10 protein-coding genes and 1 rRNA gene are annotated in these 13,175 nt (G+C 61.2%); 8 read left to right on the top strand and 3 right to left on the bottom strand.

Going from position 1 to position 13,175, the window contains the following annotated elements; genetic code table 11:
• Positions 1 to 73 precede the first annotated feature (73 nt).
• The 5 genes from rrf (at position 74) to Q5Q88_RS05880 (ending at position 4,474) form a co-directional block, all read left to right on the top strand.
• Positions 74 to 189, top strand: a 5S ribosomal RNA gene (gene rrf, locus Q5Q88_RS05900).
• Between the two features lie 81 nt (positions 190 to 270).
• A complete protein-coding gene (coaE, locus tag Q5Q88_RS05895) occupies positions 271 to 906 on the top strand; it encodes a dephospho-CoA kinase (protein WP_294122871.1) in 636 nt (211 codons plus the stop codon).
• A complete protein-coding gene (locus tag Q5Q88_RS05890) occupies positions 906 to 1,490 on the top strand; it encodes a lytic transglycosylase domain-containing protein (protein ID WP_118654015.1) in 585 nt (194 codons plus the stop codon). The genes coaE and Q5Q88_RS05890 overlap by 1 nt, the downstream gene beginning before the upstream one ends.
• 107 nt (positions 1,491 to 1,597) lie before the next feature.
• Positions 1,598 to 3,838, top strand: coding sequence for an excinuclease ABC subunit UvrB (gene uvrB / locus Q5Q88_RS05885; RefSeq protein WP_302742271.1), 2,241 nt, complete (start codon positions 1,598 to 1,600; stop codon positions 3,836 to 3,838).
• A gap of 57 nt (positions 3,839 to 3,895) precedes the next feature.
• The gene (locus tag Q5Q88_RS05880) at positions 3,896 to 4,474 is read left to right on the top strand and encodes a hypothetical protein (protein ID WP_118654013.1); all 579 of its coding nucleotides are present in this window, start codon (positions 3,896 to 3,898) and stop codon (positions 4,472 to 4,474) included.
• Here the strand turns inward: Q5Q88_RS05880 and Q5Q88_RS05875 are convergent.
• The 3 genes from Q5Q88_RS05875 to Q5Q88_RS05865 are packed head-to-tail and all read right to left on the bottom strand — an operon-like array spanning position 4,471 to position 8,311.
• The gene (locus tag Q5Q88_RS05875; RefSeq protein WP_302742270.1) at positions 4,471 to 6,120 is read right to left on the bottom strand and encodes an NAD(P)/FAD-dependent oxidoreductase; all 1,650 of its coding nucleotides are present in this window, start codon (positions 6,118 to 6,120) and stop codon (positions 4,471 to 4,473) included. The two genes, Q5Q88_RS05880 and Q5Q88_RS05875, sit on opposite strands and share 4 nt — an antisense overlap.
• On the bottom strand, positions 6,114 to 7,451 hold the full coding sequence (locus Q5Q88_RS05870; protein WP_302742269.1) for an FAD-dependent oxidoreductase: 1,338 nt from the start codon (positions 7,449 to 7,451) through the stop codon (positions 6,114 to 6,116). Before Q5Q88_RS05870 ends, Q5Q88_RS05875 begins: the two co-directional genes overlap by 7 nt.
• An 11-nt stretch (positions 7,452 to 7,462) precedes the next feature.
• Positions 7,463 to 8,311: an Mrp/NBP35 family ATP-binding protein gene (locus Q5Q88_RS05865; RefSeq protein WP_302742268.1), complete on the bottom strand. Its 849-nt coding sequence runs from the start codon at positions 8,309 to 8,311 to the stop codon at positions 7,463 to 7,465.
• A gap of 287 nt (positions 8,312 to 8,598) precedes the next feature.
• Here Q5Q88_RS05865 and Q5Q88_RS05860 point away from each other — a divergent pair, with 287 nt between their 5' ends.
• The 3 genes from Q5Q88_RS05860 to ybaK all read left to right on the top strand — a co-directional run bounded on the left by Q5Q88_RS05860 (position 8,599) and on the right by ybaK (position 13,173).
• Positions 8,599 to 9,348, top strand: a complete 750-nt coding sequence (locus tag Q5Q88_RS05860; RefSeq protein ID WP_118654010.1) for an SDR family NAD(P)-dependent oxidoreductase — start codon at positions 8,599 to 8,601, stop codon at positions 9,346 to 9,348.
• Positions 9,349 to 9,658: 310 nt separating this feature from the next.
• Positions 9,659 to 12,538, top strand: coding sequence for an excinuclease ABC subunit UvrA (gene uvrA, locus Q5Q88_RS05855; RefSeq protein WP_302742267.1), 2,880 nt, complete (start codon positions 9,659 to 9,661; stop codon positions 12,536 to 12,538).
• Between the two features lie 134 nt (positions 12,539 to 12,672).
• On the top strand, positions 12,673 to 13,173 hold the full coding sequence (gene ybaK, locus Q5Q88_RS05850; protein WP_302742266.1) for a Cys-tRNA(Pro) deacylase: 501 nt from the start codon (positions 12,673 to 12,675) through the stop codon (positions 13,171 to 13,173).
• Positions 13,174 to 13,175: the final 2 nt, after the last annotated feature.

The raw sequence follows: 13,175 nt of genomic DNA, 5'->3' as shown, positions 1-13,175 counted from the left end.
CCGCGGAAGTCGCTGTGCGGCCCTCAGGGCACGCGCGTGTCACCCGGGTGGACGGTACGAGAGCCGCCCACCGGTCAGCGGCCATTGCGTGCGGGGCACGCCCGGTCCCATTCCGAACCCGGAAGCTAAGCCGCACCGCGCCGATGGTACTGCGGGGGAAGCCCGTGGGAGAGCAGGGCGCCGCTGACCGGTGGACGGCTCTCGCCCCCTTGCGGGGGCGAGTCGAGGGGGGAGCGCGAGCTCCCCCCTTTTTTCATATGGAGACTTCTTATGTCATATATCGCCTTTGTTATTGGCAACCTTGCATCTGGTAAGTCAACTGCCTCCCGTTATCTGTCCTCTCGTGGCGCACGACACATCGACCTTGATCGAATGGCAAAAGAGCTTTATGTGCCGGGCTCTGATCTGACACAGGCAATTGCCGATGAATTCGGCTGGGATGTTCTCGACGAATATGGCGACATTCGTACATCTGTTTTGGCTGAACGAGCTTTTGCCACTCCCGAGACAACTCATATCCTTAACGATCTTGTGCACCCTGTTTTGATTGAGCAGCTGAGCACGCTGCTTCTTCCCATCCAGTGTTGTTCAACGCTCGTACCTTCCTTTCCTCTCACTGTCGTTGAGGTTTCCGCACCTGCGGCGTTTTCTGATGCGTTTGGACTTGCAGATGAGGTGATCGCCGTCAGCGCGCCATTGGAAGTCCGTCGCGAGCGCGCGATTGCCCGGGGTATGTCCGTCGTGGATTTTGATGCGCGAGCTTCGGTTCAGCCTTCCGAAGATGAAATCATCGCCATGGCGGATCATTGTATCGACAACACTCGAGGCGATGATTCGTTGTTCGATGCCCTTGATGCATGGGTGCGTCTTCGAGGTATTGAGGGCCTTCACGAAGGTGAGCGATAATGATCAAGCGATCCCGTTTTTTTACGTGGTATCGGGTGCTTCCACTCGCTATTGTTCTGGTGTTCGGCGTGATCTCATATGCCTATTCATTTGCCCCCTCGTTGATTTTCAAGTCCCTGTATCCTCTTTCATATGAAGACGAAATCACTTCGTCTGCCGCCGCCCATGGCGTTGATCCGTATCTTGTCGCAGCAATTATTCGCTCGGAATCAAGCTGGGATGCAGAGGCGCAGTCTCATCGCGGGGCCATGGGCTTGATGCAGCTCATGCCCGAGACCGCTTCTGACATGGTGAGCAAGGGTCTGGTCGATGGTTCTCAGTTCTCCGCCGATGACCTTCTTGATCCCCAGACGAATATCGAGTTCGGTTGCGCGTATCTCTCGTATCTCCTTTCGTATTTCAATGGCGCTACGGACAAGGCTATCGCTGCTTACAATGCCGGCATGGGTAATGTCGATATTTGGACACAGGAAGACGATCTGCTGCGAAACGCGATCACGTTCCCCGAAACTCAGGCATATCTCGTCCGCGTTACGATGGCACAAACTCGTTACCGGGAACTGTATCCCCAGGCTTTTTGCTAGCCGTCCGTGGTTCTGCCACGCACTAGCCCTGTCTTGAGATTGACATCCTGGGGTATCAACACATAGAATGCGTGACCCCCGAGAATCGAGCGAGTGGATGGTGCGGTATGGCCGATTTTGAAGTTGAGCGTGTGGGTGGTGAGCTTCGGCGATTCGGAGTCAGCGGTACGTCGGCCTCCTTTGAGGTGGTCTCGCCGTTTGAACCTTCGGGCGATCAACCGGAGGCGATTGCCTCGCTCGTTGAGGGTGTGGAACAAGGTGATCGCTACCAGGTTCTCCTTGGAGTAACAGGATCAGGCAAGACCTTTACGATGGCCAAGACAATCGAGGCTCTTGGAAAGCCGACCTTGGTCATGGCTCCGAACAAAACGCTCGCCGCGCAGCTTGCGAGCGAGCTCAAGGAGTTCTTTCCGCATAATTCGGTCGTGTATTTCGTCTCCTATTACGATTACTACCAGCCCGAGGCGTACGTACCTTCCAGTGACACCTATATCGAGAAGGACTCTTCGATCAATGAAGAGGTCGAGATGCTTCGGCATCAGGCAACGGCAAGCTTGCTGTCACGCCGCGATGTGATCGTGGTCGCCTCCGTCTCGTGTATCTACGGTATCGGTTCGCCTGAGGATTACGCGGGCCTTGCCCCCAATGTGGACAAGAAGGTTCCATTGGAACGCGATGAGTTCATCCATGCTCTCATCGATATTCAGTACGATCGCAATGACTACGACCTGTCGCGCGGAACGTTCCGCGTGCGTGGTGATGTGGTCGATGTGTATCCACCCTATGCCGAGCATCCGTTGCGATTCGAGTTCTTTGGCGATGAGGTCGAGGTGATTGCCGAAATCGACGAGGTGACCGGAGAACTCCTGCGCGAGTACGACGCCATTCCCGTTTGGCCGGCATCGCACTATGTGACCGAGAAGCCCAAGGTGACGGCTGCGCTCAAATCAATCGAAGAGGAGCTTGAAGAGCGCGTGGCAGAGCTTAAAGCCAACGACAAGCTTCTTGAGGCGCAGCGGTTGGAACAGCGGACGAGCTACGATCTCGAAATGCTGGAGACCATGGGTTTCACGACGGGTATTGAAAACTACTCGCGCCATCTTGATGGCCGAAAGCCCGGCGAGCCCCCCTTCACCCTCATCGACTACTTCCCCAAGGACATGCTCTGCATCATAGATGAGAGTCATGTGACTGTGCCTCAAATTCGCGGTATGCACGAGGGCGATCGCTCGCGCAAGGTGACGTTGGTCGAGCACGGTTTCAGGTTGCCCTCCGCTCTGGACAATCGACCGCTGAGGTTCGATGAATTCGAGGCTCGGATTCCACAATTCATTTACGTGAGCGCGACGCCGGGCGATTATGAGTTGCGCGTGAGTCAGAATAATGTTGAGCAAATCATTCGTCCTACCGGCTTACTCGATCCAAAGATCGACGTACGTCCGGTACGTGGGCAAATCGATGACCTTATCGATGAGATCCGCGAGCGCGTCGCTCGGCACGAACGCGTGCTGGTGACGACACTTACCAAGCGCATGGCCGAAGATTTGACGGACCATCTGTTTGATGCGGGTATTCGCGTTAATTACATGCACTCAGATGCGGCGACGATGGATCGCGTTGAGATCCTGCGGAGTCTTCGTCAGGGGAAAATCGACGTGCTTGTGGGCATTAACTTGCTGCGAGAGGGTCTTGACCTGCCAGAGGTGTCCCTCGTCGCCATTTTGGACGCCGACAAAGAGGGCTTTCTGCGCAATCGCCGCTCGCTTATCCAAACTATCGGCCGCGCGGCACGCAATGCCGAGGGCGAGGTCATCATGTATGCCGACACGGTGACCGACTCGATGCGCGAGGCAATTGACGAGACGAGCCGACGTCGTGCCATCCAGATGCGTTTCAACGATGAGCATGGAATCAGGCCGCAAACGGTGCGCAAGGCAATCAGCGATATCTCGAGTTTTATCGCCGAAGCTGAGGAAAATGTGGGCAAAAAAGACCGCTCCCGCGGAGACAGCCTTGGTCACGGAGCCTTTTTCTCTCCTGTCGAGTCGACAGCGTCTGGAGCGGATGGTGGTCCCACAACGGGGGAGCGCCTTGCCAACGAGCTCTCGGAGCTGCCTCACGATGAGTTGATGCGCGTGATCGCCACCATGGAGGAGGACATGCGCGCCGCATCCGAGGCTATGGACTTTGAGGAAGCGGCCCGCTTGCGCGATGCCGTGGTGAGCCTCAAGGCGATGGTAGAGGGTACCAGTGAGGACGAGGTTATCGAGGCGCTTCGCAAGAGCGCCCGCAAGGGGTCTGCGTTCGCATCTGGCCGCAAGCGCCAGGGTGCCCGATTCAAGAAGTAGGATGGTATACTTATCCTCGGGAAAACGTGCGGCGAAAGCCGTTGGGGAGGGATGGACATGACTAATTTCGATGCGATATTCGACCGCTTGCATGGGCTCTCATGGAGCCATGCGGTAATGGCCGCCGCCTGCTTCGTACTGGGTTGTGCGCTGTTTGTCGCACCGCTTTGGGATTATGCCGACACGATGAGCGCATTGCACCTGCTATCGTGGTTTGGCATTGGCGCGGGTGCACTCTCAGTGATCGGCGCATTTGCCTCCACGGCCCCGTTCACCCTGCGGGGTGCCGAGCCTGCTGTGGGTGCCCTTCTGCTTGTTTCCGGACTGTGGACGTTGAACTTCCCGGTCGCGGCGGGTGCGCTCAAGATCTCCCTCTTCGCCACGTGTGCTTTCATGGCTCTGTATATCCTCGTCACTGCCGTTGCTATGGAATGCCGCGGCGTCGGTCGCTGGACGGTGCAGGTCGCCGTTGCGGTTGCCGCTCTCTTGGCCGCGTTTGCCGGGCTGTTCGGCTTGTTCGGCGCCGCGGGGATGCTTCCCGCGTTCGCCCTCGCCCTCTACGTGGCGGCATGGGGTTTCGTGTATGCAGCCGTCTCGCTTTCCGTTTCGGGCGGAGTCGAGGGTGCCCGCGGTTAAAGAGTCGACAAAAGGGCCTGTGCGCAGCGGATGCCGTCAGTTGCGGCGCTCATGATGCCACCCGCGTAGCCCGCACCCTCGCCGCAGGGATAGAGACCGGGAGTGCTGACGGAGACGCAGTTCGCACGATCGCGGACAACCGTGACGGGTGAGCTTGAGCGCGTTTCGGGTGCGGTGAGGACGGCGTCTGGATCATCGTAGCCCTTGAGCTTGCGCCCAAGCACCGGAATGCCCTCGCGTAGCGTTTCGGTGACGTGCGCCGGCAAGATGCCCTCAAGGGAGCCCCAGGTAACGCCTCTCGGATAGGTTGGCTCAATGCGTCCGTGGCCCGTGCTAGGCTGACGGGAGAGAAAGTCCCCGACTGTTTGCGCCGGCGCGCGATAGGCTCCGCCTCCGAGCTCGAATGCACGCTGTTCACAGGATCGCTGCAGATGCATGCCCGCGAGCGGATTATCGCCGGGAAGATCGTTGGGCTCGATATTGACGAGGAGCGCCGCGTTAGCGTTGCGGCCGTTGCGTGCGCTGAGGCTCGCCCCGTTTGTCACCACGCCGCCCGGCTCTGATGCGGCGGCGACGACTTCGCCGCCGGGGCACATGCAGAAGGAGAAGAGGCTCCTGCCGTTTTTGAGGTGCGCGACGAGGCTGTAGGGAGCCGCGCCGAGCGAGGGATGCCCCGCTGCCGTGCCATAGAGGGCATTGTCAATATCGACTTGCAGATGTTCGATACGGACCCCCATGGCGAAGGTCTTGCGTGCGAGCGAGACGTTGCGGCTAAGCAAGAGCTCGAAGACGTCTCGCGCGGAATGACCGCAGGCAAGAATGAGGTGTGAGGCGGGAAGATGCTCTCTTCGCCCGCCATGTTCGATGGTGATTCCGGCTATCTTCCCCTGGTCATCCATCGTGACGTCGACGAGCTTGGTGCGGAAGCGGACCGTGCCGCCGCAGGAGCGAATGCGGTCGATCATATGAGTGACGACGGTGGGAAGAACATCTGAGCCGATGTGCGGTTTGGCGTCCCAGAGAATGTCGCGCGGTGCGCCCGCCTCGACCAAAGTCCTCAGCACGAGACGGTGCAGGGGATTCTTGGTGCCCGTGTTGAGCTTGCCGTCGGAGAACGTTCCAGCGCCGCCGAGGCCGAACTGGATGTTGGAGGTGGGGTCGAGTTCGCCCGTGGCGTTGAAGCGCGCGACTGCATCGGTGCGCCGGTCTGCGTCGTCGCCCATCTCAATGAGCAGAGGAGAGAGGCCTGCTTCGGCTAAGGTGAGCGCGGCGAAGAGTCCCGCGCATCCAGCTCCCACCACGATGGGTTGAGGATGGGGTTCGTTGTGCGAGGAACGCGTGAAGCCGTGTTCAAATGTGGGCTCGGAGAAATCAACCACACGTACGCGCCGCGCATCACGGGTGGAGACGCTCTCGATGAGCTCGAGTTCATCGAGGGCCGGGTCGACCTCAAAGCGTGCGCTCAGGGTGAAGTGCACCTGTGCCTTTTTGCGCGCATCAATCGACTTGCGATGAAGCGTGACGCTACGGAACGTCTTTGGGTCGCAGCGGAGTAACCGTGCGGCCTCGCGTTTGCATACGTCGAGGCAGCTCGCCTCCGTTGCGCCCTGCTTAAGCGAGCAAGGGATTTCCGAAATCTCTAGCATGAAGTTCCTTTCGAGGCGTACAGGCCCGCACGCATGCCCGACGCCCATGCCCATGCGAGGTTGTAACCTCCGCAATCGGCATCCATATCCAGCGCCTCTCCACATGCGAAGAGGCCGCTGGGAGATGTTCCGTCGTGAAAGCTCACAATGCCGCACGTCTCGAGGTTTACGGACGAAAGGGGGATACCGCCGCGGTGTATGTGCGCTTGTGCATGTTCCGTCGTTCCATGGACGCGGAAGCGCAGGTGGTGAAGGAGGGTGGCGGCGTGTGCCATGGGATCGGCGGAGTCGTTGAGCATGGCGCAAAGCAGAGACGCAAGAGGACGGGCGACCAAGCCGTCGAACCACGATGCATCGCCGCAGTACGACCCGATGCTGCTGGCGCGCGAGCGGAGGAGCTCGGTCATGTCGGCTTGGCCCAGGCTGGGAAAGAGGTCGAGTTCGATGATGTCACCGGGCTCGATCCTCCGGGAGAGGTTGAGCGCCGCTATTCCGGAGATGCCATAGGGGCGGAAGAGGACCTCGCCTGCCTCGGACGCAATGACGGCGCCCTCGCGCATGAGCGAAAGCGCGCCTTCGACCCTCAGCCCGTCGAGATGCTCGAGGGCGAGTGCGTGCCGTGTCGCGCCTGGTGCGTTGGAATCGATTTCGCAGGCGATGGGACATAGGACGGGAATTTCATTGAGGTGTGCAAGGCGGAAGACCTCGCACGTGGATGCCGAGCGCCCGCCGACCGCGATGATGACCCGTCGAGCATGGAGCGTCCGTTCGGTGCGCTCTGCAACGGCGAGTGCCTTGCGCGCGTTGCGAACGCGAGCCTTGGCATCGCGCCCCTGCTTGAACGAGAGTGCGGCAGCGGGAACGCTCAATGTGAGGTCCCAATAGCCGGATGGAGACGTGCATGGAGCTGCGTGCGAGACGGTCGCACAGGTGAGAATGTCGACCCCGAGACGACTGCATGCGTTGAGGAGTACATCGCGTACGGATTCGGCCCGACGTGTCACGGGGTAGAGGCGCCCTTCGCCTTCCTCGGCGAGCATGAGCCCCAGACGCTCGAAAAAGTCGGCGATATCCCGCTCTGCGTGCGCACCGAACATGGCTCGTGCCGCATCTTCATGCAAGAAATGCCGGGGTGCCAGCCTGGCGTTGGAGATATTGCAGCGGCCGTTGCCGGTGGCGAGGATACCCAAACCCGCCTCGACGTCTGCCTCCACGATGCAGCAGCGGGCGCCGGCGCGCGCTGCGGTGATCGCCGCGGCGAGCCCACTTGCGCCTCCGCCGATGATGGCGACGTCGTAGATGACGTCGCCGTTCTTCGTCCGCTTGTCCACGCCCACGGTTGTTACGCCGAGGCTTCGCCGGAGTCGGCGGGTTCCACGTGCTCCGGCACTTCGCTGACCTTGGCAAGCGCGCGGGGAAGGAGGCCCGATGGCAGATCGGCCTCGATGGAGCCCGCGTCGCAGGCGGCGGCGAGGGCGGGGTTGATGGGAAGACGGCCGAGGACCTCGAGGCCGTATTGCTCGGCAACGGCGTCAAGCTTGCTGGGCCCAAAGACCTCGATTTTCTTGCCGCAATCGGGGCACTCCACGTAGCTCATGTTCTCGACCACGCCAAGGACCGGGATGTTCATCTTCTCTGCCATGTTGACGGCCTTGGCAACGATCATGGAGACGAGATCCTGCGGGCTCGTCACGATAACGATGCCGTCGACGGGAAGGGATTGGAAAACGGTGAGGGCGACGTCGGCGGTGCCGGGAGGCATGTCGACGAGCAGATAGTCGAGCGGGCCCCAGGAGGTCTCACTCCAGAATTGGCGGATGGCGCCGGCGATCACGGGGCCGCGCCAAAGAACGGGATCGGTCTCGTTTTTAAGCAGGAGGTTGCTCGACATGACCTTTACGCCGTGCTCGGAAATCTCGGGCAGTAGCAGGTTGCCCAGGCCCATGGCGTGGCGACCGCTCATGCCGAACATCTTGGGGATAGACGGGCCGGTGATATCGGCATCCAAAATGCCGACCTTGTGGCCGCCACGTGCCAGCTCAACGGCGAGAGACCCCGTCACAAGGGACTTTCCAACGCCGCCTTTGCCGGAAAGCACGGCGATAACGCGCTTGACCTCGGACAGGTTGTTCTCCTCAAATTCCTGCGGCGCGGTCTGTCCGCCCGCCGCGGTTGCGTGCTCACAGCTCATGTGCGCATCCTTTCCTCATGATGCATAACTTTTTCCATTGTACCCCGAAGCGATTCGCATCCGATTGGCTCCAGGTTTTGCGCCGAGAAGCCGCGAGGATCTGATGTTTCTTCAGGCCGTCATTCCCAATCGGGTGCATGCTCCCCGCGCGACCTGTTTGACCGTCTGCCGAGGGACGGCTTGCCGTAGGGAGACAAAGCGGCGTTCCCTGTACGGGCTATTCGCTATAGTGGAAAAGATGGGCGCCGAGCATAGGGTGCGCCCCGTATTCGAAAGGGGAGCACGCTATGTTGCTCGAAGGCAAGAAGGCAATCATCACCGGCGGCACTCGCGGTATCGGCTACGCCATCGCGGCCCGCTTCATTGAGGAGGGCGCTTCCGTGACCGTGTTCGGTTCTCGTCAGGAGACGGCCAATCACGCGGTCGATCAGCTGCTCGCTACGTATCCCGAAGCCAAGGTCTGGGGCCGCACGTGCGACCTCGCCTCCCTCGATGCCGTGACCGAGGCGTTCCACGCCGCCGCCGAGGACATGGGCGGCGTCGACACGATCGTCAACAACGCCGGCATCTCCCAGTCCACCCCGTTGCTCGATTACACCGCCGACGAATGGCAGAAGGTCATGGACCTCAACGTAACCGCGGTCTTCAACGGTTGCCGCGCCGGCGCCCAGCTCATGATCGAAGCGGGTCACGGCGGCACCATCACCACCACCAGCTCCATGGTCTCCAAGTACGGTCAGCCCTCCGGCTGTGGGTATCCGACCTCCAAGTACGCCGTCAACGGCCTCACGCAGAGCCTGTCTCGCGAGCTTGCCCCCAAGGGCATCCGTGTGAACGCCGTTGCCCCTGGCGTCACTAAGACCGACATGGTTGCCGCACTGCCCGAAGAGGTCATCAAGCCGCTCATCGCCACCATCCCGCTCGGTCGTATCGGCGAGCCCGAGGACGTCGCCAATGCCTTTGTCTACTTGGCGAGCGACATGAGTTCCTACGTGACCGGCGCGGTCATTCCCGTTGATGGTGCTGCTCGCAGCTAAGTGCACCTCGCAGGCACGTCCACACTTAGCGGTTACGTGCGCTAAGAGCGCCCATTTGCAGCGCGCATAACCATACAGGCGACTCAGCGGCCCGGGAACGATCCCGGGCCGTTTTGCTCTTCGTGCCGGGCCCGCGCCGAGGATTGCGGTCTTGGGGCTATCGAGCACCCCGCCAAATCGAACAAAGCGTGCAGGAAACGTGGGCTCTCTCCAAGCGAACAGGCGTGCGCCGCGGTGGCGGTACACTAAAGGGTCGGATACGAATGTGTCCATAGAACATATCCGAATTCACGTCAGATAAGGACCTTCCATGTCTGATTCCTCCATCGTCATCAAAGGCGCCCGCGAGCACAACCTGCAGGATATCGATGTTGAAATCCCGCGCGACAAGCTCGTGGTAATCACGGGCCTTTCCGGTTCGGGTAAGTCGAGCCTCGCCTTCGATACCATCTATGCCGAGGGACAGCGCCGCTATGTCGAATCGCTGTCCAGCTACGCCCGCCAGTTCCTGGGTCAGATGGACAAGCCGGATCTCGACTCCATCGACGGCCTGTCGCCGGCGGTCTCCATCGACCAGAAAACGACCTCGAAGAACCCCCGTTCCACCGTGGGCACCGTCACCGAGATCTACGACTACCTGCGACTTCTGTACGCGCGAATCGGTATTCCGCATTGTCCCGAGTGCGGCCGCGAGATCGAGCGCCAGACAACCGACCAGGTTGCCGACAAGATCCTCGAGGCAGGGCAGGGCCGTCGTGCCTTTGTGCTCGCCCCCGTGGTTCAAGGCCGCAAGGGCGAGTTTGCCAAGCTGCTCGAGGACCTGCGCGCCGAGGGCTTTTCGCGCGTGCGTATCGACGACGAGGTCCGCGGGTTGGACGAGACCATCGAGCTCGATAAGAAGTTCAAGCACACCATCGAGGTAGTGGTGGACCGCATCGTGATCCGCGACACGAGCTTGGGTCGCATCGCGGAATCTGTGGAGCAAGCGACCAAGCTCGCTCACGGCAACGTGAGCGTTTACCTGCTGCCCGATCGCGACGCGCCGGAAGGCACCGAAGGCGACCTGCTCACCTACTCGCTCGCGCTCGCCTGCCCCGAGCACGGGCATTCCATCGACGACCTGCAGCCGCGCGACTTCTCCTTCAACGCTCCCTATGGCGCCTGCCCCGAGTGCGATGGCCTGGGCTTCAAGAAGGTCGTGGACGCGGAGGCCCTCATCGAGGACCCGAACCTTTCCATCGAGGATGGCGTGTTCGGCAGCTTCTTCGGCAAATCGAACTATTATCCGCAGATCTTCCGTGCGCTGTGCTTGCATCTGAAGGTCGACCCCGCCACGCCTTGGAAGGATCTGCCCGCCCGCGTGCGTAAAGTGTTCCTCGATGGCATGGGTGACAAGAAGATGCGTGTGGACTACCACACGCAGGACGGCCGCGATACGCACTGGTTCACCAAGTATTCCGGCGTGCGCAACATTTTGTACGAACGCTATATCGAGACCACCAACGAGAACACCAAGGCGAAGCTCGAGCGGTATATCCGCGAGGAGCCCTGCACCACCTGCAAGGGAGCGCGCCTGCGCCCCGAGATGCTCGCCGTCACGGTGGGCGGCAAGTCCATTTACGAGGTCTGCTGCATGAGCTGCCGCGAGTCGCTTGCGTTCTTCAAGGGCCTCGAGCTCACCGAGCGCGAGGCGTTCATAGGCCGTGCCATCGTCAAGGAAATCATCGAGCGCCTGCGCTTCCTCGTGGACGTCGGCCTTGACTACCTTACCCTCGACCGCGCCTCCGCCACGCTCTCGGGTGGCGAGGCCCAGCGCATCCGCCTGGCCACGCAGATCGGTGCCGGCCTCATGGGCGTGCTCTACATCCTAGACGAGCCCTCGATTGGCCTGCACCAGCGTGACAACGAACGACTCATCGCCACGCTCGAGCGTCTGCGTGACTTAGGGAATACCGTAATCGTGGTCGAGCATGACGAGGACACCATTCGTGCCGCGGATTACGTGGTCGACATGGGGCCCGGTGCGGGCGAACACGGCGGCAAGGTGGTGTGCGCCGGCACGCCGGAAGAGATCATGGCCTGTCCGGATTCTTGCACGGGAGCCTACCTCACGGGCGCGCGCATGGTGCGTCTTCCCGATGAGCGCCGCAATCCTGGGCGCGGCGCGCTCAAGATCACGGGCGCCAAGGCGAACAACCTGAAGAACGTCTCCGCCCAGATCGAGTTCGGCACGCTCACCGTGGTGACGGGCGTCTCGGGTTCGGGCAAGAGTTCGCTGGTCACAGATACGATTGCTCCCGCCCTCACCAACGCGGTGCACCATTCGACGCGCGTGGTGGGGCCGTACAAGACCCTCGAGGGCATCGACCAAATCGACAAGGTCATCGACATCGACCAGAGTCCCATTGGTCGCACGCCGCGCTCCAACCCTGCGACCTATATCGGCCTGTGGGATGATCTGCGCGCGCTGTTCGCCAGCGTGCCGGAGTCCAAGGCGCGTGGTTACTCGCCTGGGCGCTTTTCCTTTAACGTGCCCGGCGGTCGCTGCGAGGCATGCAAGGGCGATGGTCAGATCAAGATCGAGATGCACTTCCTGCCCGATATCTACGTGCCGTGCGAGGTCTGTGGCGGCAAGCGCTACAACCGCGAGACACTCGAGGTGCGCTACCGCAACAAGACCATCGCTGATGTGCTCGACATGAGTGTGACCGAGGCGCTTGCCTTCTTTGGCAACATCCCGCAGATCAAGCGCAAGCTGCAGACCCTCTACGATGTCGGCCTGGGCTACGTGCGCTTGGGCCAGCCCGCCACCACGCTTTCCGGTGGCGAGGCGCAGCGCGTGAAGCTCGCCAAGGAACTGCACCGCAAGCAGACGGGCAAGACGTTCTATATCCTGGACGAGCCCACCACGGGCCTGCACTTCGAGGATGTGCGCCAACTCGTCGACGTGCTCCAGCGCTTGGTGGACGCCGGCAACACGGTGCTCGTCATCGAGCACAACCTCGACGTGATCAAGGTGGCCGACCGCATCATCGACCTCGGCCCCGAGGGCGGCAACGGCGGTGGGCGCATTGTGGTCTCGGGCACGCCCGAGAAGGTCGCCGCGTGCAAGAAGAGCTACACGGGCACATTCCTCAAGCCCCTCCTCGAGCGCGACCGCATGCGGATGGCGGCAATCCCTGGTGCCTGATCTTGACGTTCAAGCTGCCGCTCGCGTGCTCGCCCGCGGCAGCTCTTACACGGTAATCTCGGGCATCTGAGGCATCCTCGACGAGCGGAGCACCCCTCCTTCTCACGTCGTTTTTGGAACTTGGGAGGTCGTTTATGGCCAAGCTGGCCAAATTGCAGAAGACCAACGCGATGCGCGAACTCGAGCGCGCCGGTATCGCCTTCACGGTTCATACCTATGAGGACGATGGCGAGGAGGCGCGGGGCCTGGGCGAGGCGATAGCCGAGCAGCTGGGCGAGGATCCCGGCCAGGGCTTCAAGACCCTCGTCACGTTGGGCGCGTCGGGCGCGCATGTGGTGTGCTGCGTGCCCGTTGCGGGGGAGCTCGATTTCAAGGCGGCTGCTCGGGCGGCGGGGGAGAAGGCGCTTGCCATGCTCCCCACCAAGCAGCTCACCGATGTCACGGGCTACGTGAGGGGCGGATGCTCCCCTGTGGGTATGAAGAAGCGCCTCCCCGTTGTCATTGACGAGACATGCCAGTTGTATGATGAAATTTTCATTTCGGGCGGTCGACGCGGTGTTCAACTTGCGCTCGCGCCCGATGACCTGATTGCATTCACCGGGGCGATCGTCGCCCCGATCGTGAGGGAGAGGTAGTC

This window comes from uncultured Collinsella sp. (genome assembly GCF_959026545.1).
GTDB lineage: Bacteria > Actinomycetota > Coriobacteriia > Coriobacteriales > Coriobacteriaceae > Collinsella.
The sequence above is the reverse complement of the archived record's forward strand: the minus strand, read 5'-3'. Positions and strand labels throughout refer to the sequence as shown.